Source organism: Pseudomonas sp. PSKL.D1, assembly GCF_028898945.1.
Lineage (GTDB): Bacteria > Pseudomonadota > Gammaproteobacteria > Pseudomonadales > Pseudomonadaceae > Aquipseudomonas.
On sequence record NZ_CP118607.1, the window covers coordinates 1,392,210 to 1,417,625 of the forward strand.

Genomic DNA, 25,416 nt, shown 5'->3' on the forward strand with positions numbered 1-25,416 from the left:
TGAAATGAGAAAGGCGACCTTCGGGTCGCCTTTTTTTTGGGGTTGCCTGTGCCGGCCTCATCGCGGATAAATCCGCTCCTACAGGGATTGCGCGACTTTTGTAGGAGCGGATTTATCCGCGATGAGGCCCTCTCATTCGACGCGCGTCTCCCCGCTGTACACCAGAATCTCCCGACACCGCCGGCACAAATACCGCCGCCCCTGCCTTACCAGCTTGTGCCGCTGCGCAGTAAACGGGAAATCCCCCTCAGGGCACGGGCACCGGTAGATGTAGCGCGTCACCACCCGCCGTTGCACCTCATAATTGTGGCAACGGTTGGGCGGCAGCTCGTACACGCCGCGCATGATCAACTGCCATTCCTCGCCATGTGCCTGAATCCGGTCGCCGAACAGCTGATGCGCAACCAAATGCGCCACCTCGTGGGCCACGGTCTGGCGCAGGAAGTCTTCCTGGTTTTCGCGGTACAGCTGCAGGTTGAAGCGCAGCAGGTTTTCGTGCAGGTGGGCGACACCAGCCTTCTGGCCGCGCAGCTTGAAGCTGACCTCAGGGCGTGGGAAGGGGCGTTTGAAGAAGGCTTCGGCTTGCTGGTAACAGGTTTCGACGCGTTGTTTGAGCAGCTCGGGCATGGCGGGGTGGTTCTCCTGGCCGGGCATTATGCCGCAAGCACGGGGTGGCTGCCGAGCCACCGGTCAGCGCACAGCCAGAGGCCGCCTTGCGGCGGCCCCTGGGTGATGCCCCTGTGTTGGATGAATCTTGTGTTTTTCTAGTTGGTATACACGGGCCCCACGCCCAGGCCCCAGATGATCACGGTAGCCGCCATGATCGCCACCAGCACCACAAGGCCCACCGCCAGCACCGAGCTGGAAAACAGGAAGCCCTCATCCGATGGAATGTTCATGAACGTCGGCAAGCCGACATACAACAGGTAAACGGTGTAACAGATGGCTGCCGTGCCGATCAGCATGCCCAGCCACAGGTGCGGATACAGCGCCGCCAGGCCGCCGATGAACAGCGGGGTAGCGGTATAGGTGGCAAAGGCGATGCACTGGGCCATGGATGGCGTGGCATCGTAGGTGCGGGCCATCCAGTGAATGAATGCCCCCATCACGGCCACCCCGGCAAGCATCGCCAGGTAAGACATGATGCTCATCCATAACGCGCTTTCCATGGTCAGCATCACGGCTGGCCGGTTGCCGATCACCCAGCCGACCTGGGTGGTGCCGATGAAGGCCGATATGGCGGGGATTGCCGCCAGGATCAGCGTGTGGGTCAGGTACATGTGGCTGATGCTTTCTTCTTCCCCGCGGATCTCACGCCACTCCTGGTCCGGATGGGTAAACAACCCTACAACGTGATGAATCATGCCGGTCACTCCTCTCAGTGTTGCCAGTCGCCCCCCAGTTGGAGCGCAAGCGGCCCGAGGCCATGGCACCGATGCATAGCGGTAATGTGGCCTTATGTCGCAGTATAGGAAGCGGTTACCCGCATAAAACCGGCTTTTTAGAGCAAATTGCGCTCTACAGTGCGTTGCTGATTCCGTTGAAGTCTTTATCGGATTGCCATTGGGGTCGGCGCACTTTGTGCGTAAAATAGCCGCCTTTTGTCACACCTCGCGGATTCAAGCGCTATGGGCACCCTCTCGGTCAACCAGAACAAACTGCAAAAACGCCTGCGTCGCCTCGCCGGCGAAGCCATCACCGACTACAACATGATCGAGGATGGCGACAAGGTCATGGTCTGCCTGTCCGGCGGCAAGGACAGCTACACCATGCTCGACGTTCTGTTGCACCTGCAGAAGGTGGCGCCGATCAAGTTCGACATCGTCGCGGTCAACATGGACCAGAAGCAACCCGGCTTCCCCGAGCACGTGCTGCCGGCCTACCTCAAGGAGCTGGGCGTCGAGTACCACATCGTCGAGAAGGACACCTACTCGGTGGTCAAAGAGCTGGTGCCCGAGGGCAAAACCACCTGCTCGCTGTGCTCGCGCCTGCGCCGTGGCACCCTGTACACCTTCGCCGATGAAATCGGCGCCACCAAGATGGCCCTGGGGCACCACCGCGACGACATCGTCGAAACCTTCTTCCTCAACATGTTCTTCAACGGCGCCCTCAAGGGCATGCCGCCGAAGCTGCGCGCCGACGACGGCCGCAACGTGGTGATCCGCCCGCTGGCCTACTGCAGCGAGAAAGACATCCAGGCCTATTCGGACATGAAGGAATTCCCGATCATCCCATGCAACCTGTGCGGCTCGCAGGAAAACCTGCAACGCCAGGTGGTCAAGGACATGCTGGTGGAGTGGGAGCGCAAGCACCCGGGCCGTACCGAGAGCATCTTCCGCGCCATGCAGAACGTTGCCCCGTCGCAACTGGCCGACCGCAACCTGTTCGACTTCACCAGCCTGAAAATCGACGAAAACGCCACCCCGCGCTTCCTCGACGTGGTGAATATCTGAGCCCATGCGCGATTACCAGTGGCTGCACGAATACTGCCTGAACCGCTTCGGCTCTGAACAAGCGCTGGAAGCGTTTTTGCCGCAACCGCGCACGCCGGCGCAGCTGCGCGGCATCAGCGATGACCGCTACCTGTCGACCCTGGCCCTGCGTGTGTTCCGTGCCGGGCTCAAGCACAGCCTGGTGGATGCCAAGTGGCCGGCGTTCGAGCAGGTGTTCTTTGGCTTTGACCCGGAAAAGGTCGTGCTGATGGGCGCCGAGCACCTGGAGCGGTTGATGCACGACGAGCGCATCATCCGCCACCTGGGCAAGCTCAAGAGCGTGCCGCGCAATGCGCAGCTGATTCTGGATATCGCGAAGGAAAAGGGCAGCTTCGGCGCGTTCATCGCCGACTGGCCGGTGACCGATATCGTCGTGTTGTGGAAGTACCTGGCCAAGCATGGCAACCAGCTGGGCGGGCTGTCGGCGCCGCGGTTCTTGCGCATGGTTGGCAAGGATACGTTCATTCCGACCGATGACATGGCAGCGGCACTGATTGCCCAGAAGATCATCGACAAGCCGCCGACCAGCCAGCGTGACCTGGCGTTGGTGCAGCAGGCGTTCAACCAGTGGCATGCCGAGAGTGGTCGGCCGCTGTGCCAGTTGTCGGTGATGCTGGCGCATACCGTTAACCATTGAGATTGCCGGGGCCGCTTTGCGGCCCATCGCGGATAAATCCGCTCCTACACGGAATCGCGTACCCGTGTAGGAGCGGATTTATCCGCGATGGGCTGCAAAGCAGCCCCCGAACTCAGCTCCCTTCGCCCGCCATGCGCCGTTCAATCTGAAACTTCCAGCGTACAAACAGCAACCCGCTGACAAACAGCCCCAGGCTCACCACCACTTCAACCCAGCCAAACACCGCCCGCGCCGGGTCAAACGCTGCCAGCACACCCTTGATGAAATAGATATTCACCACAAAGCAGGTCCAGGCATGCGCCCGGGCACTGCCTTTGAGCATGCCCGGCAGCAGCAACAGCAGCGGCACCAGTTCGACAGCAAGGATCACCTCGACCCGAGCCCCGTGCAGGTTGGCGAACCACAGGTTGTTCACCACCAGCAGTGCCATCAGGCCAAAGAAGAAGGCCAGGCTCAGCGCCCGCGTCAGGCGCAGGCGCGGCGCCAGCCATTGCAGCGGTGGCAACACCTTGGGCTTTTTAGCCACGCGCGCCCTCCAGGGCCTTGGCCGTCGTCGCCAGGCGTTGGCCAAGGGCGCGGCACAGGGCAATCTCGTGTTGATCGAGCTCGCGCTTGCCATCGGCACCGGCATGGTGGCTGGCGCCATAAGGGGTGCCGCCGCCACGGGTTTCGAGCAGCGCCGATTCGCTGTACGGCAGGCCCATCACCAGCATGCCGTGGTGCATCAGCGGCAGCATCATCGACAGCAGGGTGGTTTCCTGGCCGCCGTGCAGGCTGGCGGTAGAAGTGAACACGCCAGCCGGTTTGCCGACCAGTTCACCGCCCAGCCACAGGCTGCTGGTGCCATCCAGGAAGTACTTCAGCGGCGCCGCCATGTTGCCGAAGCGGGTCGGGCTGCCCAGCACCAGGCCGGCGCAGTGGCGCAGGTCGTCCAGGGTGGCGTAGAGCGCGCCGCTGGCCGGGATGTCCGGGGCCACCGCTTCGCACTCGGTGGAAATCGCCGGCACCGTGCGCAGGCGCGCTTCCATGCCGGCCAGCTCGATGCCGCGGGCAATGTGCCGGGCCATCTCGCTGGTGGAGCCGTGGCGGCTGTAATACAGCACCAGGATGTACGGCGCACTCACGGCAGAATCTCCAGCACGTTTTCTGGTGGTCGACCGATTACAGCCTTGTCACCTGCAACCAGGATGGGGCGTTCGATCAGCTTGGGGTGTTGGGCCATGGCGTCGATCAGTTGTGCATCGGTCAGGGCCGGGTTGGCCAGCTCCAGGGTTTTGTATTCTTCTTCGCCGGTGCGCAGCAACTGGCGTGGGGCGATGCCCAGCTTTCCGAGCAGGGCCTTGAGGGTGGCGGCGTCGGGCGGGGTTTCGAGGTAGCGCACGATGGTCGGTGCCAGGCCGCGTGCTTCGAGCAGTTCCAGCGCGCCGCGGGATTTCGAGCAGCGCGGGTTATGATAGAGCGTCAGGTCAGTCATGTCGGGTCGCATCCAGCTGGGTGTGGCGGCTATTCTAACCGCAGGGGCTGGCCCATTTGCTTGAAAACTTGAGAAGGATTGACCCATGGCAAGGCGTTTGGCAGCAGTACTGGCCATCACCGCGAGCCTGTTGCTCGGTGGTTGCGGTGCCGACTACGGCGTGGACCAACACGGCAATACAGTAAAGGCCGAACAGATCGATGGGCACTGGCTGGTGCTCAACTACTGGGCTGAATGGTGCGGCCCGTGCCGTACAGAAATTCCGGAGCTCAACGCTGCCGCAAAGCAGTGGGCGGCGGATGGCATCAAGGTGGTCGGGGTGAACTTCGACGGCCTGCAAGGGCCAGACCTGAAACAGGCGGCCGACACACTGGGCATCGGCTTCACCGTGCTGGCCCAGGACCCGGCGGAGCGTTACGAGCTGCCGCGCAGCGAGGCCTTGCCAGTAACCTACATCATCGATGACAAGGGCAAGGTGCGTGAGCAGTTGATGGGCGAGCAGACCCTGGAAGGGTTGCAGGCCAAGATCAAGGCCTTGAAAGGGGCTTGATGCAAAAGCTTCGCGGGTAAATCGCAGCGGCGGTTCGCCGCTGCGATTTACCCGCGAAGAGGCCGCTGGATCGATCAGCCTTCCTCAGGCCAGAACCGCAACGGCTTGCCTTCAGCCGGCCAGAAACGCATCTGCTCGATAGGCGACACATCCCACCGCTGCACCGTTTCCAGCGCCTGCAGGAAGCGCTTTTCCTGCTCCATTACCGCTGGTGCACACAGCTTGCGGGTTTTGCCGACCTTGCCGAAGCTCAAGTGCTCGCCATCCAGCGTATACGGCGCAAACCAGTGGTTGCAGCCCGCATTGCCGTACGCCCGGCCATCACTGGCCAAGGTCAGGGTCAGGTGGCTGTAGTCCATCAGCGGGCGCTCGCCGATCCATTCCAGCACGTAGCTGCGCTCTTGCTGCAGCTTGGAAGGTTCGCTGGCGCAGCCAAGCAGGCCGGTTGCAATCAGCGCGCCAGTCAACACATGCTTCACTCGGCGCGCTCCTGGCAACCTGGGCACAGGTGCTTGTCACCACGGCTGGCCCAGCCCAGCTCGGCGATGCGCGCGGTGGCGGCAGGCTGACGGGCTTTTTTGCCCAGCTTGGCGTCCACGGCGAATTCGAAGTCCAGCACGGCGTCGCAGCCGTCGCACTCTGCCTGCCAGTTGAGGATTTCCAGCTCGTTGAACACCGGGCCGCTGGCCACGGCAACCCACTGGCCGCGCGGGTTGATCAGGTGGCGCACGCTTTCCACGGTCAGGCGCATGGCCAGGTCCTTGCTGCCCTTGAGGGTAACCAGCAGGGTATCGCCTTTGTGCATCGAACCACCATTGCCGGTCACCTGGTAACGGCCCGGTACCAGGGCGCGGCACTCGATCAGGGTGTGTTGCGGGTTGAAAAGGGTGTAGCGGAAATCGTGCTCGACCATGGGTCCTCCAGAAATGCCGCGTATCCTAGCACTAACCCGAGACCTGATTCTGCGGTTTACCTGCCGCCCAGCGGATGATGTTGTCCAGCGTGGTGGCGGCGATGGCGTCCAGCGCCTCGCGGGTGAGAAACGCCTGGTGCGCGGTGATGATCACGTTGGGGAAGGTGAGCAACCTGGCCAGCACGTCATCCTGCAGTGGCAGGTCGGAGCGGTCTTCAAAGAACAGCTGCGCTTCTTCTTCATACACGTCCAGGCCCAGGTAGCCCAGCTGGCCGCTTTTGAGCGCGTCAATCAGTGCAGGGGTGTCGACCAGCGCGCCGCGGCCGGTATTGATGAGCATGGCGCCGGGTTGCAACTGGGCCAGGCTTTGCGCGTTGATCAGGTGCCTGGTGTGCTCGGTCAGCGGGCAGTGGAGGCTGATGATCCGCGCTTCGCGCAGCAGGTCGGGCAGGTCCAGGTAGCGTGCGCCGAGTGCCAGCAGATCCGGGTTGGGGTAGGGGTCATAGGCCAGCAACTGGCAGCCGAAGCCGGCCATGATTCGGGCAAATGCCGCGCCTATCTGGCCGGTGCCGACCACGCCGACGGTTTTGCCATGCAGGTCGAAGCCGGTCAGGCCGTGCAGGGTGAAGTCGCCTTCGCGGGTGCGGTTGTAGGCCCGGTGCAGGCGCCGGTTCAGGGCCAGGATCAATGCCACGGCATGCTCGGCAACGGCGTGTGGCGAATACGCCGGCACGCGTACCACGGCCATGCCCTGGCGTTGGGCGGCGGCAAGGTCGACATGGTTGTAGCCGGCCGAGCGCAGCGCGATCAGGCGCGTGCCGCCAGCGGCCAGGCGCTCCAGTACGGCGGCGTCGAGTTCGTCGTTGATGAACGCGCAGACCACCTCGAAGCCATCGGCCAGGGGGGCGGTGTCGAGGGTCAGGCGGGCGGGCTGGAAGTGCAGGTCCAGCGGTGAGTTCGCGCAGGCCCGGGTGAAGCTTTCCTGATCGTAGTGCTGGCTGCTGAACAACAGGGTACGCATGCTTGGGTTTCCTTTGAGTGTTCAGGAATTGAGCGCCGCTCGCGCGGCGCTCGATCTCACAGGCGACAAATACCTAAAGGCGAGCACTCAAGCACTCAACCTGGCCTGCGCCGCCAACCGCCCGATCGCCCCATCCAGCTCATCCAGCGCCTGCCCCGCCTGCGGATGCTCCTGCTTGAGCAGTGTCTCACTGCGCTGGCACGCCGCCCGCAACTGCGGCACCCCGCAATACCGCGAAGCCCCGTTCAGCCGGTGCACCTGCTCGATCAACGAGCCACGGTCGCCAGCGTTACGCGCCGCACGGATCGCCTCGCGGTCACTGTCCAGCGACGCCAGCAACATGGCCAGCATATCGGCGGCCAAATCCGGTTTGCCGGCCGCTAGGCGCAGGCCTTCGTCGGGGTCTAGCACCGGCAGTTCGCCGTCCACCGGTTGCTCGTCCAGGCGCTCCAGCGGTGCGCCAAGGCTAAGGCCGGTCCATTTCATCACCACCTGGGCCAGTTGCCGCTCGCTGATCGGCTTGGTCAGGTAGTCGTCCATGCCACTGTGCAGCAGGGAGCGTTTCTCGTTGGCCATGGCGTGGGCGGTGAGGGCGACGATCGGCAGTTGGCTGCCACTTTGGGACTTTTCCCACAGGCGAATCTGCTCGGTGCAGGCGCGGCCATCCATGCCCGGCATCTGCACGTCCATCAGCACAAGGTCAAACGGTTCGCTCTGCACTACCTGAACAGCGGCATAACCGTTGTCGACAGCCACCACTTCGGCGCCGAGGTCTTCCAGCAGGGTTTGAACCAGCAGCAGGTTGGCTGCATTGTCATCCACGCACAGCACCTTCGGCTGGCGCTCGCCGTTGTGACCCAAGGCAGGCTCGCCTTGCGAGCGGCGTGGCTGCACCAGCTCCAGCAACAGGCGGCGCAATTTGCGGGTGCAGGTGGGCTTGGACAGCAACTGGCCGTGGCCATTGGGCAGGTACGGGTGATACAGCGCTTGCTCGGTAGTCGGGCACAGCACCACGCACAGGCAGTGGTAGCGCTCCAGCTGCTGGTGGTAGTGGCCCAGTTGCTCTGGCGTCAGGTTGCCAAGGTTTGCCCCAAGCACGGCGAACTCGAATGGCATGCCAGCCTGGAAGCCAGCCTGCACACCCTGCAGCAACTGTTCATAGGACGAGAACAGGCTCACGCTCAGGCCGCAATCTTCAAGCTGGTGTTCCAGGGCCTGGCGGGCCAGCTCATGGCTGTCGACGATGGCGGCGCGCCGACCCAGCAGGGGTTGCAGGGGTTGTTCCTCGATATCGTCGTGTGCCTTGGGCAAGCTCAGGCTGATCCAGAACTGCGAACCCTCGCCTGGGGTGCTGTCCACGCCGATTTCACCGCCCATCTGCTCGATCAGGCGTTTGGAAATCACCAGGCCCAGGCCGGTGCCACCGGGTTGGCGGGCCAGCGAATTGTCGGCCTGGCTGAAGGCCTGGAACAGCGTGCGTACATCCTGCGGCGACAGGCCGATGCCGGTGTCCTGCACGCTGATGCGCAGTTGTGCGCTGTCTTCATGTTCGTCTTCAAGCATCGCCCGCACGACGATGGTGCCCTCGCGGGTGAACTTGATGGCGTTGCTTACCAGGTTGGTGAGGATCTGCTTGAGCCGCAGCGGGTCACCCACCAGTGATGACGGGGTGTCGCGGTAGATCAGGCTGAGCAGCTCCAGTTGTTTGGCGTGGGCGGCGGGGGCGAGGATGGTCAGTGTGTCCTGTACCAGGTCGCGCAGGTTGAACGGGATGCTGTCGAGCACCAGCTTGCCGGCCTCGATCTTGGAGAAGTCGAGAATCTCGTTGATGATGCCAAGCAGGTTGTCAGCGGATTTTTCGATCGTATTCAGGTAATCGAGCTGGCGCGGAGTCAGCTCGCTTTTCTGCAGCAAGTGGGTAAAGCCGAGGATGCCGTTGAGCGGGGTGCGGATCTCGTGGCTCATGTTGGCCAGGAACTCCGACTTGATGCGGCTGGCCTCAAGGGCTTCCTTGCGCGCCATGTCCAGCTCGATGTTCTGGATTTCGATGGTTTCGAGGTTCTGGCGCACGTCTTCGGTGGCTTGGTCGATGCTGTGCTGCAGCTCTTCATGGGCGTTGTGCAGGGTTTCGGCCATGCGGTTGATGCCGCGGGCCAGCTCGTCCAGTTCGTGGCTGCCCATCGCCGGCAGGCGCTCTTCGAGGTGGCCGTCCTTGAGCTGGTTGACCGCATGCTTGATGCGCGCGATGGGGTCGTTGATGGTGCGGCTCATGCGCATGGCCAGCAGCACGCTGAGCATCAGGCAGCCGAGAATCAGCAGCAGGCTGGTGAACAGGTTGCGGTAGCCGCGCAGCAAGGTGCCATCATGGGACAGCTCGATCTCCACCCAGCCCAGCAGGCGCTCGGCTTCGGCGGGCACGGCATCGGTGGCCAGGTCGCGGTGGTGGCCGAATACCGGCATCAGGTAGCGGGTGGCGTCATTGCCCGAGCGCTCCAGTACCTGGTTGCCGGTGCCGCCGCTGGGCGCCTGGTTGATCATGCTGGGGCCGGCGTGGGCCAGGGGGGATCGATCAGGCGCGAGGAAACCCACCGCCCGCACATCGGCCTGCTCCAGGGTTTGCGAAGCAATCCGTTCCAGTTGCGCCTGGCCCTTGCGCGCCATGGCCGGGGCAGCCAGAGGGGCCAGTTGCTCGGCGATCATCTTGCCGCGCTGCAACAGCTGGGTGCGCAACTGATCTTGCTGCAGCCAGGTGAAATAGCTGCCCAGCACCAGTGCCATCAAACTGGCCGGCAACAGTGCCAGCAGCAGTACCCGGCTTCGGATTCCCAAACGATCGAGCACACTTGCCCCCTGTCATGTGCCTGGACGCCGCCAACAACGTGGCGGAACAAAGCGGAAAGTTACTCCGCCTGCCCTCGCAATGCACCATTTGTCTGTGTTTTTAGCAAAGCAGTGACGCGCTGGTCACTGGCCGGTTGCCTGGATCGTGAGCATGCTCAATAATCGCGCAATTGAGAATGCATGGCAGTTGCCAATGAATCCCGTAGCTATTCAGTCATCCAGTATCCTCGCCATCGAGGACGATCCGGTTCTCGGCGCCTACCTGCACGAAGAGCTGCAGCGTGGCGGCTTTCATGTGACCTGGTGCCGCAACGGCCTCGAAGGCCTGGAAACAGCGGGTCGGCAGGCGTTCGATGTTGTGCTGATGGATATCCTGCTGCCCGGCCTCAATGGCCTGGACGCCTTGGCCCAACTGCGCAGGCGCAGCACCACGCCGGTCATCCTCATGTCGGCGCTTGGCGCCGAAGCCGACCGTATCACGGGCTTCCAGCGCGGTGCCGACGATTACCTGCCCAAGCCCTTCAGCATGGCCGAGCTGCAGGTGCGTATCGAAGCGATCCTGCGCCGTGTTGCCCTGGAGCGCCGCCATCAGCCGCCCGCCGAGGCTGCCCCGGGCGTGCTGCATTTCGATGAAGGGGTGTGCGATGTCAGCCTGGATGGCCAGCAGGCTGGGATGACGCCCAGCGAGTATCGTTTGTTCGACATTCTCAACCGCAACCTGGACGAGGTACTGAGTAAACCGTTCCTGTACCAGCAGGTGCTGCAGCGTGGCTATTCGCGCCACGACCGCAGCCTGGACATGCACGTCAGCCAGATCCGCCGCAAGCTCAAGGGCATCGGTTACCACGAGCGGCAGATTCGCACCGTGTGGGGCAAGGGATACGTGCTCAGCGCCGGCGAGGCGGAATAAGTCATGCTCGACCGCCATTCGCTGTTCTGGAAGCTGGCCATTCTGTTGGTGGGCTTCTGCCTTTTGATGATCGGCCTGAGCTACACCTGGGGCCGCCACATGGAAACCCAGAATGCCTTCCTCGCCGAACCTGCCCGCCAGGTGTTGCGCGACTATGCCGCTGAAGCCGAGGCTGCCTGGCGCAGCGGCGGGCGCGCCGGGCTGGACCGCTGGGTAACTTCCATGCACCAGCGTGAGCACGGCTGGGTGGGTGTGCTCGACCTTAACCTTCGCCCGTTGGACAGTGCCACCCTTGGCCCCGAAATCATGCAGCGGCTTACCCGCCTGCGTGGCGTCGACTGGCCCATGAGCCGGCGCAGCGTAGACCAGCCCTGGGTGCGCATCCCGTTCCCGGGCGCGCCGGAGCAGGGCATGCTGGTGATCGAGCTGCCCGAGCGCTTCAACCCCGGCAAATATCAACTGTACTGGCGAATCGTCACCAACGGCATCATCCCCGGCCTGTTCACCCTGCTGCTTTGCGTGGGCCTGTACCGCATGCTGATCGTGCCACTCAACCAGTTGCGCGAGCAGGCCAACGCCTGGCGCGCCGACCAGCTTGCGGCGCGGCTGGACTCACGCACCATCGCCCGCCATGACGAACTGGGCGAACTGGCCCGCGCCTTTGACCAGATGGCCGAGCGCCTGCAGGGCACGGTTGCCCTGCAGCAACAGATGCTGCGTGACCTGTCCCATGAAATGCGTACGCCGCTCAGCCGGCTGCGGGTGGCCTGTGACGGTGAAACCGACATTGCGCGCCTGCGCGATCGGCTTACCCGGGAGGTGGACTGCATGCAGCAACTGGTGGAGAACACCTTGCAACTTGCCTGGCAGGATGCCGAACGGGCACCGATGAACCTGGAGCCCATTCAGGTTCATGCGTTGTGGGATGTACTGGCTGAAGATGCCGGTTATGAAAGTGGCTGGTCGCCTGAAAGGCTGCGCTGTGAACTGCCAGCCAACTGCTGGGTGCAAGGCAACCTCAATCACTTGGCTCAGGCGCTGGAGAACATGCTGCGCAACGCGGTGCGCCATTCGCCGGAAAACGGCCAGGTGCGCCTGGGCGGGCAACGTGAGGGCAGCTACTGGTCGCTCTGGCTGGAAGACGAAGGTGGCGGCGTGGCGGAGCAAGACCTGGAGCGCATCTTTGCGCCATTCTCCCGCCTTGACGGGTCGCGGCCCGGCGATGGTGGATTTGGCCTGGGGTTGAGCATCGCGCGCAGTGCAATCCAGCGCCAGGGCGGCACATTGTGGGCCGAGAATGGCAGGAAGGGGCTGCGGTTGTGCATGCGATTGCCGATTCATGTGCCGGCACTGCCGCGTGACAAGCCCGCGCCACCCACCCCGAAGCAAGCAAGTTATAGCCAGCAGCTATAAGCACCGCAGATTGCGTGATATGGCCGCGAGGGGTTTGCCGGTATGATAGGCGCCCCTGCCGTCCGGATTGTGAAAAGCATCATGACCTTGCAGTACCCAACCATCGCCGATTGCGTCGGCAATACGCCCCTGGTTCGCCTGCAGCGCATCGCTGGAGAAACCAGCAACACCCTCCTGCTCAAGCTCGAAGGTAACAATCCCGCCGGCTCGGTAAAAGACCGTCCGGCCCTGTCGATGATCACCCGTGCCGAGTTGCGCAACCAGATCAAGCCCGGCGACACGCTGATCGAAGCCACCTCCGGCAACACCGGCATTGCCCTGGCCATGGCGGCAGCGATCAAGGGTTACAAGATGATCCTGATCATGCCCGACAACTCCACCGCCGAGCGCAAGGCCGCCATGACTGCCTACGGCGCCGAGTTGATTCTGGTGACCAAGGAAGAGGGCATGGAAGGCGCCCGCGACCTGGCCGAGAAGCTGCAGGCCGAAGGCCGTGGCCTGGTGCTCGACCAGTTCGCCAATGGCGACAACCCGATTGCCCACTACAACAGCACCGGCCCGGAAATCTGGCAGCAGACCCAGGGCACCATTACCCATTTCATCAGTTCCATGGGCACCACCGGTACCATCATGGGCTGCTCGCAGTACCTCAAGGAGCAGAACCCGGCAGTGCAGATCGTCGGCCTGCAGCCGATGGAAGGCTCGGCCATTCCGGGCATCCGCCGCTGGCCTGAGGAATACTTGCCGAAGATCTTCGACGCCACCCGCGTCGACCGCGTGGTCGACATGTCTCAGCAGGAAGCCGAAGACACCACCCGCCGCCTTGCCCGTGAAGAGGGCATTTTCTGTGGCGTGTCTTCCGGTGGTGCGGTGGCGGCGATGTTGCGTCTGTCCCGTGAAGTGGAAAACGCTGTAATGGTCGCTATCATCTGCGACCGAGGCGACCGTTACCTTTCCACCGGCCTGTTCGATCCGAGTTAAATGTCCAGAAAGAAAAGCAACAGCGGCCTGCGCTTTCAGCCGGCCGGCGGCAACCGCACGCCCCAGGTCCCCGTGGGCAAAAAACAGCGCCTGGAAATCGAGCGCCTGGCCGGTGACGGCCGTGGCATTGCCTTCCATGAAGCGCGTACCTGGTTTGTCAGCGGTGCGCTGGCTGGCGAAGCGGTCGAGGCGCGCGTACTCAATGCCCGCGGCAAGGTCGTGGAGGCGCGCCTGGAGCGCGTGCTGCAGGCCAGCCCCGAGCGCCGCGAGGCGCCTTGCCGGTATTACGACCGCTGCGGCGGCTGCAACCTGCAGCATCTGCCTCACGAGGGCCAGCTGGCGCTCAAGCAGCGCACCCTGGCCGAACAGCTTCAGCGCGTTGCTGGCGTGCAACCCGAGCAGTGGGCGGCTGCGCTGAGCGGGCCGGAATTTGGTTACCGGCGCCGGGCCCGCGTGGCGGTGCGCTGGGATGTGAAGGCGCGTCAGCTGGAGGTGGGCTTCCGGGCCGAGGCCAGCCAGGACATCGTCGCCATCGATGAGTGCGCGGTGCTGGTACAGCCTTTGCAGTCCATTATGCGCCACTTGCCAACCGTGCTGCGTTCGCTGGCCAAGCCTCAGGCCATTGGCCATGTGGAATTGTTCAGCGGTACTGCCGAGGCGGTGCTGGTGCGCCACGTTGCACCGTTGCCGGACGATGACCTGATGCGTTTGCAGGCGTTTTGCGATGAAGCCAAGGCTCAGCTCTGGCTGCAAGGCGAGGGCGAGCCGGCGCCGGTGAATGCCGACGCGAAACTCGGCTTCGCCCTGGAACCCTGGCAGCTTGAACTGGCCTGGCGCCCGGGCGACTTTGTGCAGGTCAATGCCCAGGTCAACACGGCGATGATCGAGCAGGCGCTGGCCTGGCTTGCACCGCAGGCCGACGAGCGCGTGCTGGACCTGTTCTGCGGCCTGGGCAACTTTGCCTTGCCGCTGGCCCGGCAGGCGCGTGAGGTGGTGGCGGTGGAAGGTGTGCAGGCCATGGTCGATCGGGCCGCGGCCAATGCCCGGAACAACAATGTGCATAACGCACGGTTTTTTCAGGCCGATTTATCGCAGCCTTTGGCAGGCGCCGAGTGGGCCGCCGAGGGCTTTTCTGCGGTACTCTTGGATCCACCGCGCGACGGTGCCTACGAGGTGGTGCTACATATCGCACGCCTGAAGGCCAGGCGGCTGGTCTATGTATCGTGCAACCCGGCCACGCTGGCGCGAGACGCCCAAGTGCTGGTCGGCCAGGGGTACCGGTTAAAAAGGGCCGGGATTCTCGACATGTTTCCTCAAACGGCGCATGTCGAGGCCATGGCGTTATTCGAAGCGGGCTAGCAGGCTGGCCCCTTGGTGCGGCGTTCAGGGAATGGATGCCGCACGGTGATAGCCAGCGCACCCGCGTGGTGCGCTGTATGGAAAGGTAAAACAAAGATGGTACAGGTGAGAGTGCACCAGCCGGTCAACACCGACGGCAGTATCAATCTCGAAGCATGGCTGGATCATGTGGTGAGCGTCGACTCGGCACTGGATCGTGTGGCGCTCAAGGATGCCTGCGAGTTCGCCCAGGAGATCGAGAAAAAGGGCAACCCGGCCAAGCATTCCTGGGCGGACGGTACGTCCAGCTTCCAGGCAGGCCTGGAAATCGCCGAAATCCTCGCCGACCTCAAGCTGGACCAGGACTCGCTGGTAGCGGCGGTCATCTACCGCTCGGTACGCGAAGGCAAGGTGACCTTGGCTGAAGTCGGCCAGCGTTTTGGCCCGGTGGTGTCCAAGCTCATCGACGGCGTGCTGCGCATGGCCGCCATCAGCGCCAGCCTCAGCCCTCGCCAGTCGCTGGTGCTGGGTTCCCAGGCGCAGGTCGAGAACCTGCGCAAGATGCTCGTGGCCATGGTCGACGACGTACGCGTGGCGCTGATCAAGCTGGCCGAGCGTACCTGCGCGATCCGTGCGGTCAAGTCCGCCGATGACGAAAAGCGCCTGCGGGTAGCCCGCGAGGTGTTTGATATCTATGCGCCACTGGCGCACCGCCTGGGCATCGGCCATATCAAGTGGGAGCTGGAAGACCTGTCCTTCCGCTACCTGGAACCTGACCAGTACAAGCAAATCGCCAAGCTGTTGCATGAGCGACGGCTGGACCGTGAGCGCTTCATCAGCGACGTGATGAACCAGCTGCAGAACGAGCTGTTGGCCACCGGGGTGAATGCCGACATCAGTGGCCGGGCAAAACATATTTATTCGATCTGGCGCAAAATGCAGCGCAAAGGCCTGGAATTCAGCCAGATCTACGACGTGCGCGCCGTGCGCGTGCTGGTGCCGGAAGTGCGCGATTGCTACACCGCGCTGGGCATCGTGCATACCCTGTGGCGGCACATCCCCAAGGAATTCGACGACTACATCGCCAACCCCAAGGAAAACGGCTACCGCTCGCTGCACACCGCCGTGATCGGCCCCGAGGGCAAGGTGCTGGAAGTGCAGATCCGTACCCACGGCATGCACGAAGAAGCGGAGCTGGGCGTTTGCGCCCACTGGCGCTACAAGGGCACCGACGTCAAGCCCAGCTCCAACCATTACGAAGAAAAGATTTCCTGGCTGCGCCAGGTACTGGAATGGCACGAAGAGCTGGGCGACATCGGTGGCCTGGCCGAGCAGTTGCGGGTCGATATCGAGCCGGACCGGGTGTACGTATTCACCCCCGACGGCCACGCCATCGACCTGCCCAAGGGTGCCACGCCGCTGGACTTCGCCTACCGCGTGCATACCGAGATCGGCCACAACTGCCGTGGCGCCAAGATCAACGGGCGCATCGTGCCGCTCAACTACAGCCTGCAAACCGGCGAGCAGGTGGAGATCATCACCAGCAAGCACGGCAACCCGAGCCGCGACTGGCTGAACTCCAACCTGGGCTACGTTACCACTTCGCGGGCGCGGGCCAAGATCGTTCACTGGTTCAAGCTGCAGGCGCGTGACCAGAACGTGGCTGCAGGCAAGACCCTGCTGGAGCGTGAACTCAGCCGCCTGGGCCTGCCACAGGTGGACTTCGAGCGCCTGGCCGAAAAAACCAACGTCAAGACCGCCGAGGACATGTTCGCCTCGCTCGGCGCCGGCGACCTGCGCCTGGCGCACCTGGTCAACGCCGCGCAGCAACTGCTGGAGCCGGAGCGCATCGAGCAGATCGAGCTGACGCCGCGCAAGCCCACCGGCCCGCGTACCGGCAAGCGTGGCGACATCCAGATCCAGGGTGTGGGCAACTTGCTTACGCAGATGGCCGGTTGCTGCCAGCCGCTGCCGGGCGATGCCATCGTCGGTTACATCACGCAGGGCCGCGGCGTGAGCATTCACCGCCAGGACTGCGCCTCGGTGCTGCAGCTGTCGGGGCGTGAGCCGGAGCGCATGATCCAGGTGAGCTGGGGCCCGATCCCGGTGCAGACCTACCCGGTCGACATCGTCATCCGCGCCTACGACCGCCCGGGCCTGCTGCGCGACGTGTCGCAAGTGCTGCTGAACGAGAAGATCAACGTGCTGGCGGTGAATACTCGCTCGAACAAGGAAGACAACACCGCGCTGATGTCGCTGACCATCGAAATCCCGGGCCTGGATGCGCTGGGGCGCTTGCTGGGGCGGATTTCGCAGTTGCCGAACATCATCGAGACGCGGCGTAATCGAACGCCTTGAGACCGCGATGGTTGCCTCGCGGATGAATTCGCCCCTGTAGGAGCGGATTCATCCGCGAGGCAGCCACCCCGAAGGACCTGCCAACAATGACCTACACCCTCGACGACCTGCTCCACCTCATGGCCCGCCTGCGCGACCCGCAATATGGCTGCCCATGGGACCTCAAGCAAAATTGGGCCAGCATCGTCCCGCACACCATCGAAGAAGCCTACGAAGTGGCCGACACCATCGAACGTGGTGACTTCGAACACCTGCAGGGCGAACTGGGCGACTTGCTGTTCCAGGTGGTCTACTACAGCCAGCTGGCCCGCGAAGAAGGCCGCTTCGAATTCGACGGCGTGGTCGACAGCATCACCCGCAAGCTTATCCGTCGGCACCCTCACGTATTCCCTACCGGCGAGTTGTACGCGCCTGTCGACACCCCCAAGCTCAGCGAGGGCCAGGTCAAGTCGCGCTGGGAGGAAATCAAAGCCGAGGAACGCGCCGAAAAAAGCACGCCTGAACAGCTTTCGCTGCTAGATGACGTACCCACGGCATTGCCTGCCTTGTCACGAGCAGCCAAACTGCAAAAACGCGCGGCCACCGTCGGTTTTGACTGGCCCGAAGCATTGCCGGTACTGGACAAGGTGCGCGAGGAACTCGACGAAGTGCTGCAAGCGATGGCCGACGGCGATGCCGAGGCCCTTGAAGACGAAGTCGGCGACCTGCTGTTCGCTGCCGTCAACCTGGCCCGTCACCTCAAGCAAGACCCGGAAAATGCCCTGCGCCGTGCCAATCGCAAGTTCGAGCGGCGTTTCCGCTTTATCGAACAGGCATTGCGCGACAGCGGTCGGCCGATTGAAGATTGTAACCTTGACGAGCTGGACGCCCTGTGGGGCGAAGCCAAGCGTCAGGAAAAGAACCTGCCCAGCTGCGGCTGAGCGGCTGCATAAGTGAGTGAATATCCATGAGTCTTTCCCTTCGCGACCAATTGCTCAAGGCCGGTCTGGTCAACCAGAAACAGGTCTCCCAGACCAACAAGGCCGAGAAAAAACAGAAACGCCTGGAGCATAAAGGCCAGGTCGAAGTCGATGACAGCCAGCAGCGTCTGGCCAAGGAAGCCATGGCCGAGAAGGCCAAGCGTGACCAGGAGCTGAACCGCCAGCAGCAGGAAAAGGCCGAGCAGAAGGCCCGTGCCGCGCAGATCAAGCAGTTGATCGAAGCGACCCGCCTGCCCAAGCTCAACACCGAGGACTACTACAACTTCGTCGACGACAAGAAGGTCAAGCGCATCGCCGTCAACGCCCTGATGCGCACCAAGCTGAGCAACGGTGCACTGGCGGTCGTGTCGTATGGCGGTGGTTATGAAGTGATCCCGCGTGAGGCGGCGGTGAAGATCCAGGAGCGTGATGCCGGGCGTATCCTGCTGCTCAACACCCATGTCGAGGAAGCGGATGAGGACGACCCGTACGCGGCCTACAAGATCCCGGATGATCTGATGTGGTAAGCACGAAAAACCCCGCCTAGGCGGGGTTTTCTTTTGGAAGACTGTGTCATTGCGTGGCGCGCTGGTTCTCGAGGGTTTCCAGTTCTGCGCGGTACTGATGGGCGTCCTGCTCGTTATGGAACATCCCCACCAATTCGCCTTGCTGGTGCACATCCCAAATCCGCAGGCCGCAAGCCAGGCCTTCGTGGGACATTTTCGATTCGTCGCGTTCGGTTACTTGGACTGTCATCGGTAAACTCCACTTTTCAGTTGGTTGCGACACTGTGTCGCACACCCCCTTTATAGAGTTTGTTAGCAGGCTAAGTAAATAAAACGGCCATGAAACAAGTTTCATGATTGGCTGATGTTGTCTTCTGTGTGTAGGAGCGGATTCATCCGCGATCACCGGCGCAGCCGGTGCCAGCTACGGCGTCGCCTGGATCGCGGCTGAAGCCGCTCCTATGTATGGACTCGCCCACACTGTCTAGCTGCTTTTTGAACATAGGAACCCGGTTGCATCTATGTATCAGGCCTATTCGAGGAAGCTTTTCGCTTCTGGCCAACATCGTGGTGAGCTCGCAGTTTGCCGTTTACATTGAGGCCATAATGTTGCCGGGCCTGTAGGAGCGGAGGCATTTCTCTGCGACGGTCTTACCAAGGGGCAATGTTCACTAGCAGGGGTTGGGGCGCGCAGCGCCCCGGTGGCATTGCTCGGTTGATCAGCTGCTCATGGCAGCCTCCTCATGACCTTTCGGTTTGCGTTGATAAACCTGATCACTTTGCAGCAGTGACCAAATAATGCGCAGATTTCGATTAGCCAGTCTGATCGCCGCCTCCTTGCGCCCAAGGCGGGATAGCCAGCGCAAGAGGCGGCGATCATCTGGCTGATCGGAATCAGGCTTTAGCTGACTCAAGACAGCATGCGCGCCTTGAATCATCAAGCTGCGTATGTAGCCGTCACCTCGCTTGCTCATTCTGCCCAGCCTGATTTTGTTTCCGCTGCTGTGCTGGTCGGGCACGACACCGAAGAAAGCAGAAAACATCCGGCCACTGGCGAAGCGTGCAGGTTCTGTCTCTTTCGCCACGATCGCCGTGGCGATGATGGGGCCGACACCACGAATGGTGATCAACCGTTGTGCGACCTTATCCTCTTGGGCTGTCGCTTCGAGCCGCGCACTTAGCGTCGCAATGCGCTCACTCAGAAAGAGCCAGTCAGCTAGCAGTTCATCGAGCAACTCGCGCAACAAATCAGGCAGGGGCAAGGAGGCATCCTCAAGAGCTCGCGGTACATGTGTACTGATCGCGGTATCACCTTGGGGCATGGATACACCATGCTCAAGCAGCAAGCCACGCATCTGATTACCCAGCGCTGTATGTCGCTTGATGTTGCCGCGCCGGATACGGTGCAGCGCCTGAATAGTCAGTGCTGTGGTGCTCTTGACCGGTATCGAGGCGATGCTGCTGTCGCGACCAGCGCGCAAAATGGCATGAGCGTCGTTACGGTCGTTCTTGGCGCCACTGCGGTGCTCGGCCACGCGTTGCGCAGGCAGAATGCGAACCGGATTACCCTTGGCCTGCAGCAACCTGGCCCAGGCTTGCGCACCCGGACCACACTCCATCAAGACAGTTACCGTCACTGGCACCTTGAGTAGGAAATCATGGAAAGCCTGTCGGGATTTGATGCGATCTTCGTAGATCACCCGACCGGTAGCATCCTCGCCTGCTAACTGGAAGACCTGTTTGGCCAAGTCTACGCAGATGGTTGTGCAAAGCTCCACATCAGTGGAAGACAGGGAATCGTGCTTCGAACTATGCTTTTTCATGGTCTCGCCCTCGCTGCCGTTGGCTTCTTCGAACGCCACCGTGGCACTGTGATGCCTCGGCGGGGGCGAGTCCATCGATTACAGGTGCCAATGCGGCACAAAAAAGCCCCGCGCTGGGCGGGGCTTGGAGGGCAGCAGGCTCAGTTGCCCTTAACCGACCGCCCACCCACCGTGCCATCCTGCAGCACGATCACGTATTCCTTGCCATCGGTCTCCACCTGGCGCAGTTGCACCAGCAGGTAGTCCCAATCCTTGGCAAACCACAGCTCGGTGATGCGCTTGCTCTGGCTTGGGTCGCGCACGCGCTCGACCTTCACCGCATCGACCTGGCCGGTCTTGGTGGTGACTTTTTCGGTGCCCAGCACGCGGAAGTCGTAGGTGTCGATCTCGTCACCGTCAACCACCTGGTAGGTCATGCTCTTCTTACCGGCGGCCACGTCATGCTGAAGCGCCAGTTGGTAGGACGACTTGTCCAGCACGCCACGGTTCAGCGGCAGGCTGATCGCATCGCCACGGTCGCTGCCGGTGACTTTCTTGCCATTCCAGTCGAAGGTCAGGTCAACCTTCTTGGCCTTGCCCAGGCCGCCGCGCTCGAAGTGGTACTTTTGCGGCAGCAGGGTGTCATTCTCCATGCGCAGCGTGCTCTGTTCGGTCAGGCTGGCAATCATCATGGAGGCCTTGAAGTTCAAGTCCCAGGTACCGTTGGCGTTCTTGACCAGGCTGCGTTCGGCAGTGCCGCTCATGGGCAGTTGCTTCCAGTCGGCGGTGTAGCTGGCCGAGAAGGGCTTAAGGTCAGCTGCCTGGAGGGGCAGGGCGAGCACGGCGAGAGCCAAGAGCAGGGCGCGACGCATAAATTCTCCTAAGGGCGGATCAAATGACCAGTGGCCGGCAAGGGCTGGCCATCCAGTAATGCACCTGATTCACCCAGGCGCAAGCGCCCTTCGGCAAACCAGCGCACCGCAAGCGGGTAGATCTGGTGTTCCTGGTGGTGAACCCGTTGGGCCAGGCTTTCAGCCGTGTCGCCAGAGGCTACCGGCACCACAGCCTGTACGACCAATGGGCCGCCATCGAGTTCCTCGGTGACGAAGTGTACGCTGCAGCCGTGCTCGGCATCACCGGCTTCCAATGCCCGTTGATGGGTATGAAGGCCCTTGTACTTGGGCAGTAGCGAAGGGTGGATGTTGAGCAGGCGGCCCTGGTAGTGGCGCACGAAGTCGCCACTGAGGATGCGCATGAAGCCCGCCAGCACCACCAGGTCCGGCGTGAAGCCGTCGATGCACGCCATCAGCGCGGCATCGAAGGCTTCGCGGCCGTCGAAGGCCTTGTGGTCGAGCACGGCGGTGTCGATGCCGACTGCCGCGGCCCGTTGTAGCCCGTAGGCATCGGCGCGGTTGGAAACCACCGCGCGGATGCGTACCGGGCCGTCGCCATGGCTGGCGCTGTCGATCAGGGCTTGCAGGTTGCTGCCGGAACCCGACAGCAGAACTACCACATTGCAGGTCTTGCTCGGCATCAGTGCGCCTTGAGGTTTTGCAGCTCGACCTGGGCGGCGCCTTCGGCGGCTTCGGCGATGTGGCCGATCACCCATGGCTGCTCACCGGCGGCGCGCAGTTCGTTCAGGGCAGCTTCGACCTGATCCTGGGCAACGCAAATGACCATGCCGACGCCGCAGTTCAGTACGCGGTGCATTTCGTGCTCGTCGACGTTGCCTTTTTCCTGCAGGAAGTCGAACACCGCCGGGCGCTGCCAGCTGGCCACGTCAACCACGGCCTGGGCGTTTTTCGGCAGAACGCGAGGGATGTTGTCCAGCAGGCCGCCACCGGTGATGTGGGCCATGGCCTTGACTGCGCCGGTGTTTTTGATCAATTGCAGCAGCGGCTTGACGTAGATACGGGTCGGCGCCATCAGCAGGTCGGTCAGCGGCTTGCCGCCCAGCTGGGTGTTCTCGATGTCGGTGCCGGACACTTCGAGGATCTTGCGGATCAACGAGTAGCCGTTGGAGTGCGGGCCGGAGGACGGCAGGGCGATCAGCGCGTCACCGGTGGCAACCTTGGAGCCGTCGATGATCTCGGCCTTTTCCACAACGCCAACGCAGAAGCCGGCCAGGTCGTAGTCTTCACCTTCGTACATGCCAGGCATTTCGGCGGTTTCGCCGCCAACCAGCGAGCAGCCGGCCAGTTCGCAGCCGGCGCCGATGCCGGTGACCACGGTGGCGGCCACGTCGACGTTGAGCTTGCCGGTGGCGTAGTAGTCGAGGAAGAACAGCGGCTCGGCGCCGCATACCACCAGGTCGTTCACGCACATGGCGACCAGATCCTGGCCGATGCTGTCGTGCTTGTTCAGGTTCAGTGCCAGGCGCAGCTTGGTGCCGACGCCGTCGGTGCCGGAGACCAGCACCGGCTGTTTGTAGCCGGCCGGGATCTCGCAGAGGGCGCCGAAGCCGCCCAGGCCACCCATGACTTCAGGGCGTGCGGTGCGTTTTGCCACGCCCTTGATGCGTTCGACCAGTGCTTCGCCGGCGTCGATGTCTACACCGGCGTCCTTGTAGCTCAGGGAGGGTTGCTTGCTCATTGATCCAGGCCTTTAAGAGGGAGGGATTCGTAAAAACGACCTTGACGGCCAACGCCGCCCGGGTGGGGTGGCTGCCTGAAACGTCAGTGGTCTGTGAAGGCGCGCGATTTTATCAGGGTTGCCGTGCAGCGGCCATCCTCAGGCCGACGCTTGGCTTGAAGTTTGTGTTTGGGGCGTAGATCAAGCGCCGCCCGCGCGGCGCATCGCGGATGAATCCGCTCCTACATTTGTTGCAACGTGCCGAATCTGTAAGGCCATGGTTGCCTGCCTGGTGTAAGCCTGTAGGAGCGGATTTATCCGCGATGCGCCGCGCGGGCGGCGCTCGATCTCCCAGACGCCAACTCACTAACGGCGAACACTAGCTCACCACCCCAACCCTCTATAAGGTAAAGAAAGCATTTAGCCCCAAACAACGGTCCAACCCTGCGCTACGCTCCCGTTGTTTCCGTGTTTTCTGGACAGGAATCCTCCATGCGTTTTTCCCACATTCTGGCAACGGCGTGCCTGGCCCTGGCGTCTTTCGCCACCCAGGCCGAAACGGTTTCCGGGCTTTATCAGGTGCGTGAGCCGTTGGAAGGACAGGGCGCCGATGCGCGCTCGGCCGCCACGGTCAAGGCCCTGGATACCTTGGTGCTGCGCCTGACCGGCGACCCCAAGGCTGTGCAGAATCCGGCGCTGGCCGAGCTGCGCAAGGACCCGCAGCAAATCATCAACCAGGTCGGTACCGAGGCCGGCCCGCCGGAATCGGTGATGGTCGAGTTCGACCCGGGCAGTACCGAGCGGGCCTTGCGCAAGGCCGGGCTGGCGTTGTGGGGCGGTAACCGGCCGTCGATCCTCGGCTGGTGGCTCAATGACACTGTTGAAGGCAGCAGCCTGGTCGGTGATGGGCAGGCGTCGGCCCAGCCATTGCGCCGCGCCGCGCAGCATCGTGGTCTGCCATTGCGCCTGCCGCTGGCCGATTTGCAGGAGCAGTTGGTGGCCAACGCCAAGCAACTGGAAGGCAGCGACCCGGCGCCACTGCGCGAAGCGTCCGAGCGTTATGGTGCCGATGCATTGCTGGCCGTGCATGCCCATGAGGCTGACGGCAAGTGGCAGGGCAAATGGCAGCTGTGGCTGGGCAACCAGCGCGAACAGGGCAACGCGGAGGGTGCCGACCAGGCCGCGTTGGCCGATGCCGTGATGCTCGCCGTGAGCAGCCGCCTGGCCCCTCGTTATGTAACCCGCCCGGGTGCCAGCAGCCAGTTGCAACTGCAGGTGCAAGGCATGAACCTGCAGCGCTATGCCGAGCTGAGCCGCGTGCTGGAACCCTACGCCCCGCGCCTGCAGTTGGCCGATGGCAAAACCCTGACGTATGGCGTTACCGCAAACCGTGAGCAACTGCGCGCCCAGCTGGGCCTGGCCAAGCTTCAGGAAGTCCCCGCCGAACAGGCCCCGGCAACCCCGCCACCCGCTGCCACCGCTCAGCCAGGTAGCCCCCTCCCGCCACCAAGCCGTTTGATGGCTTGCGTTTTCGCTGGTAAGGAGTGGTGACGATGCTTGATACCCGACGTTGGATCTGGCTTGGCGCGGCACTGCTGATTGCCGTGCTGCTGTACAGCCTGCATAACATTCTTTCGCCGTTTTTGGTCGGCATCCTGCTGGCCTACCTGGCTGACCCCTTGGTTGACCGCCTGGAGCGCCTTGGGCTTTCGCGCACCTGGGGCGTGGTGGTGGTGTTCAGCCTGTTCACCCTGATTCTGATGGCCTTGCTGCTGGTGTTGGTGCCAATGCTCGCCAAACAGCTGCTGCGCCTTTATGAGCTGGCGCCGCAGATGCTCGACTGGCTGCAACATGAAGCCTTGCCCTGGGTGCAGCACCGTCTGGGCCTTGCCGATGGCTTCTGGAAGTTCGACAAGATCAAGGCTGCCATTGGTGAGCACATGGGGCAAACCACCGACATTGTCGGTGTGGTGCTGTCTCAGGCGACGGCTTCAAGCCTGGCGTTGATCGGCTGGCTGGCCAACTTGGTGCTGATCCCGGTGGTGGGCTTTTACCTGCTGCGCGACTGGGACCTGATGATGGCCAAGCTGCGCAGCCTGTTGCCACGCCAGCGTGAGTCGCAAGTGGTAGGGCTGGCGGGGGAGTGCCATGAGGTGCTGGGCGCGTTCGTGAGGGGCCAGTTGATGGTGATGCTGGCGCTGGGCGTCATCTATTCCGCCGGCTTGATGCTGGTAGGGCTGGAGCTGGGCCTGCTGATCGGCATGCTGGCCGGCTTGGCGGCCATCGTCCCCTACATGGGGTTCATCATCGGCATCGGCGCTGCACTGGTGGCCGGGCTGTTCCAGTTTGGCGGCGACCTGTACCCGCTGGTGGGGATTGTCGCGGTGTTCATGGTCGGCCAGGCGCTGGAAGGCATGGTGCTTACGCCGCTGCTGGTGGGTGACCGCATTGGCCTGCACCCGGTGGCGGTCATTTTCGCCATCCTGGCAGGTGGCGAGCTGTTCGGCTTTACGGGCGTGCTGCTGGCGTTGCCGGTGGCGGCAGTGATCATGGTACTGCTGCGGCATGTGCACGATTTGTATAAAGAGTCGGACATGTATGCGGGGGACGTTGATCCGGACCTTTGATCGCGGTTTAACCTGTTGATTTT

25 protein-coding genes and 1 pseudogene are annotated in these 25,416 nt (G+C 62.7%); 12 read left to right on the forward strand and 14 right to left on the reverse strand.

Annotated features, from left to right (window positions below; all coding sequences use genetic code 11):
* Window positions 1–132 precede the first annotated feature (132 nt).
* Window positions 133–627, reverse strand: coding sequence for a SprT family zinc-dependent metalloprotease (locus PVV54_RS06130; protein WP_274909079.1), 495 nt, complete (start codon window positions 625–627; stop codon window positions 133–135).
* 137 nt (window positions 628–764) lie between these two features.
* Window positions 765–1,364 (reverse strand): Yip1 family protein, encoded by a 600-nt coding sequence (locus PVV54_RS06135; RefSeq protein ID WP_274909080.1) that lies wholly within the window; start codon window positions 1,362–1,364, stop codon window positions 765–767.
* A gap of 264 nt (window positions 1,365–1,628) precedes the next feature.
* Here PVV54_RS06135 and ttcA point away from each other — a divergent pair, with 264 nt between their 5' ends.
* Together ttcA and PVV54_RS06145 are read left to right on the forward strand one after the other, a co-directional pair.
* Window positions 1,629–2,453: a tRNA 2-thiocytidine(32) synthetase TtcA gene (gene ttcA, locus PVV54_RS06140; protein WP_274909081.1), complete on the forward strand. Its 825-nt coding sequence runs from the start codon at window positions 1,629–1,631 to the stop codon at window positions 2,451–2,453.
* Window positions 2,454–2,457: 4 nt separating this feature from the next.
* Window positions 2,458–3,129, forward strand: a complete 672-nt coding sequence (locus PVV54_RS06145) for a DNA-3-methyladenine glycosylase I (protein ID WP_274909082.1) — start codon at window positions 2,458–2,460, stop codon at window positions 3,127–3,129.
* Between the two features lie 112 nt (window positions 3,130–3,241).
* Here the strand turns inward: PVV54_RS06145 and PVV54_RS06150 are convergent, their stop codons facing one another.
* Genes PVV54_RS06150 through arsC form a run of 3 tightly spaced genes read right to left on the reverse strand, consistent with a single transcriptional unit; the run spans window position 3,242 to window position 4,603 of the window.
* On the reverse strand, window positions 3,242–3,655 hold the full coding sequence (locus PVV54_RS06150) for a DUF2069 domain-containing protein (RefSeq protein WP_274909083.1): 414 nt from the start codon (window positions 3,653–3,655) through the stop codon (window positions 3,242–3,244).
* On the reverse strand, window positions 3,648–4,253 hold the full coding sequence (wrbA, locus tag PVV54_RS06155) for an NAD(P)H:quinone oxidoreductase (RefSeq protein WP_274909084.1): 606 nt from the start codon (window positions 4,251–4,253) through the stop codon (window positions 3,648–3,650). The genes PVV54_RS06150 and wrbA overlap by 8 nt, the downstream gene beginning before the upstream one ends.
* Window positions 4,250–4,603 (reverse strand): arsenate reductase (glutaredoxin), encoded by a 354-nt coding sequence (gene arsC / locus PVV54_RS06160; protein ID WP_274909085.1) that lies wholly within the window; start codon window positions 4,601–4,603, stop codon window positions 4,250–4,252. Before arsC ends, wrbA begins: the two co-directional genes overlap by 4 nt.
* A gap of 85 nt (window positions 4,604–4,688) precedes the next feature.
* On the opposite strand from arsC, the gene PVV54_RS06165 reads away from it, so the two are divergent.
* On the forward strand, window positions 4,689–5,153 hold the full coding sequence (locus PVV54_RS06165) for a TlpA disulfide reductase family protein (RefSeq protein ID WP_274909086.1): 465 nt from the start codon (window positions 4,689–4,691) through the stop codon (window positions 5,151–5,153).
* A 74-nt stretch (window positions 5,154–5,227) separates the two neighbouring features.
* On the opposite strand, the gene PVV54_RS06170 is transcribed toward PVV54_RS06165, so the two are convergent.
* The 4 genes from PVV54_RS06170 to PVV54_RS06185 all read right to left on the reverse strand — a co-directional run bounded on the left by PVV54_RS06170 (window position 5,228) and on the right by PVV54_RS06185 (window position 9,928).
* The gene (locus tag PVV54_RS06170) at window positions 5,228–5,632 is read right to left on the reverse strand and encodes an META domain-containing protein (RefSeq protein WP_274909087.1); all 405 of its coding nucleotides are present in this window, start codon (window positions 5,630–5,632) and stop codon (window positions 5,228–5,230) included.
* On the reverse strand, window positions 5,629–6,066 hold the full coding sequence (locus PVV54_RS06175) for a hypothetical protein (RefSeq protein WP_274909088.1): 438 nt from the start codon (window positions 6,064–6,066) through the stop codon (window positions 5,629–5,631). The genes PVV54_RS06170 and PVV54_RS06175 overlap by 4 nt, the downstream gene beginning before the upstream one ends.
* A 31-nt stretch (window positions 6,067–6,097) precedes the next feature.
* Window positions 6,098–7,087, reverse strand: a complete 990-nt coding sequence (locus tag PVV54_RS06180; protein ID WP_274909089.1) for a 2-hydroxyacid dehydrogenase — start codon at window positions 7,085–7,087, stop codon at window positions 6,098–6,100.
* 87 nt (window positions 7,088–7,174) lie between these two features.
* Entirely contained in the window at window positions 7,175–9,928 is a 2,754-nt protein-coding gene (locus tag PVV54_RS06185) for a response regulator (protein ID WP_274909090.1), read from the reverse strand.
* A gap of 193 nt (window positions 9,929–10,121) precedes the next feature.
* On the opposite strand from PVV54_RS06185, the gene PVV54_RS06190 reads away from it, so the two are divergent.
* The 7 genes from PVV54_RS06190 to PVV54_RS06220 all read left to right on the forward strand — a co-directional run bounded on the left by PVV54_RS06190 (window position 10,122) and on the right by PVV54_RS06220 (window position 18,414).
* Complete coding sequence (locus PVV54_RS06190; RefSeq protein ID WP_274909091.1) at window positions 10,122–10,838, forward strand: response regulator transcription factor; 717 nt, start codon at window positions 10,122–10,124, stop codon at window positions 10,836–10,838.
* Between the two features lie 3 nt (window positions 10,839–10,841).
* The gene (locus PVV54_RS06195) at window positions 10,842–12,251 is read left to right on the forward strand and encodes a HAMP domain-containing sensor histidine kinase (protein ID WP_274909092.1); all 1,410 of its coding nucleotides are present in this window, start codon (window positions 10,842–10,844) and stop codon (window positions 12,249–12,251) included.
* 81 nt (window positions 12,252–12,332) lie between these two features.
* Window positions 12,333–13,232 carry a cysteine synthase CysM gene (gene cysM / locus PVV54_RS06200; protein ID WP_274909093.1) on the forward strand — a complete coding sequence of 300 codons (900 nt, stop codon included), beginning with the start codon at window positions 12,333–12,335 and terminating at the stop codon, window positions 13,230–13,232.
* Window positions 13,233–14,591, forward strand: coding sequence for a 23S rRNA (uracil(1939)-C(5))-methyltransferase RlmD (gene rlmD / locus PVV54_RS06205; RefSeq protein WP_274909094.1), 1,359 nt, complete (start codon window positions 13,233–13,235; stop codon window positions 14,589–14,591). It begins immediately after the preceding gene.
* A 96-nt stretch (window positions 14,592–14,687) separates the two neighbouring features.
* Entirely contained in the window at window positions 14,688–16,928 is a 2,241-nt protein-coding gene (gene relA / locus PVV54_RS06210; protein ID WP_274909095.1) for a GTP diphosphokinase, read from the forward strand.
* Between the two features lie 86 nt (window positions 16,929–17,014).
* A complete protein-coding gene (mazG, locus tag PVV54_RS06215; RefSeq protein ID WP_274909096.1) occupies window positions 17,015–17,848 on the forward strand; it encodes a nucleoside triphosphate pyrophosphohydrolase in 834 nt (277 codons plus the stop codon).
* A gap of 26 nt (window positions 17,849–17,874) precedes the next feature.
* Complete coding sequence (locus tag PVV54_RS06220; protein ID WP_274909097.1) at window positions 17,875–18,414, forward strand: DUF2058 domain-containing protein; 540 nt, start codon at window positions 17,875–17,877, stop codon at window positions 18,412–18,414.
* A 46-nt stretch (window positions 18,415–18,460) separates the two neighbouring features.
* Here the strand turns inward: PVV54_RS06220 and PVV54_RS06225 are convergent, their stop codons facing one another.
* The 5 genes from PVV54_RS06225 to purM form a co-directional block, all read right to left on the reverse strand.
* A complete protein-coding gene (locus tag PVV54_RS06225; RefSeq protein ID WP_274909098.1) occupies window positions 18,461–18,643 on the reverse strand; it encodes a hypothetical protein in 183 nt (60 codons plus the stop codon).
* A 469-nt stretch (window positions 18,644–19,112) separates the two neighbouring features.
* Entirely contained in the window at window positions 19,113–20,171 is a 1,059-nt protein-coding gene (locus tag PVV54_RS06230; protein WP_274910394.1) for an IS110 family transposase, read from the reverse strand.
* 185 nt (window positions 20,172–20,356) lie between these two features.
* Window positions 20,357–21,067 carry a DUF3108 domain-containing protein gene (locus PVV54_RS06235; RefSeq protein ID WP_274909099.1) on the reverse strand — a complete coding sequence of 237 codons (711 nt, stop codon included), beginning with the start codon at window positions 21,065–21,067 and terminating at the stop codon, window positions 20,357–20,359.
* An 8-nt stretch (window positions 21,068–21,075) separates the two neighbouring features.
* Window positions 21,076–21,729 (reverse strand): phosphoribosylglycinamide formyltransferase, encoded by a 654-nt coding sequence (gene purN / locus PVV54_RS06240; protein ID WP_274909100.1) that lies wholly within the window; start codon window positions 21,727–21,729, stop codon window positions 21,076–21,078.
* The gene (gene purM, locus PVV54_RS06245) at window positions 21,729–22,787 is read right to left on the reverse strand and encodes a phosphoribosylformylglycinamidine cyclo-ligase (protein ID WP_274909101.1); all 1,059 of its coding nucleotides are present in this window, start codon (window positions 22,785–22,787) and stop codon (window positions 21,729–21,731) included. Before purM ends, purN begins: the two co-directional genes overlap by 1 nt.
* A gap of 471 nt (window positions 22,788–23,258) precedes the next feature.
* Between purM and PVV54_RS06250 the strand changes: the two are divergent.
* Window positions 23,259–24,307, forward strand: a pseudogene (locus PVV54_RS06250) (DUF2066 domain-containing protein).
* A gap of 12 nt (window positions 24,308–24,319) precedes the next feature.
* On the forward strand, window positions 24,320–25,393 hold the full coding sequence (locus PVV54_RS06255) for an AI-2E family transporter (protein ID WP_274909102.1): 1,074 nt from the start codon (window positions 24,320–24,322) through the stop codon (window positions 25,391–25,393).
* The last annotated feature ends 23 nt before the right edge of the window (window positions 25,394–25,416 follow it).